The following is a 380-nucleotide window of genomic DNA, read 5'->3' on the forward strand; positions in this document are numbered from 1 at the left end:
ACAGTGGTAACTCGAACAGTGGATCGAATAACACTGGTGATAGCAACACTGGGAACAGTAACTCAGGTTCAAATAACACTGGTGACAGCAACACTGGGAACAGTAACTCTGGCTCGAATAACACTGGTGATTCCAACACAGGTAATTCGAACTCAGGTTCAAACAACACCGGCGACAGCAACACCGGTAACTCGAACTCCGGCTCGAATAACACTGGTGACAGCAACACAGGTAATTCGAACTCGGGTTCAAACAACACCGGTGACAGCAATACTGGGAACAGTAACTCTGGCTCGAATAACACTGGTGATTCCAACACAGGTAATTCGAACTCAGGTTCAAACAACACCGGCGCCAGCAACACCGGTAACTCGAACTCC

The 380-nt window shown here is 48.2% G+C and carries 1 pseudogene; it reads right to left on the bottom strand.

Annotated features, from left to right (window positions below):
• A pseudogene (locus ACKTR2_RS10540) lies at positions 1–380 on the bottom strand (hypothetical protein); the annotation flags it as partial.

The organism is Furfurilactobacillus curtus (genome assembly GCF_045862785.1).
Lineage (GTDB): Bacteria > Bacillota > Bacilli > Lactobacillales > Lactobacillaceae > Furfurilactobacillus > Furfurilactobacillus curtus.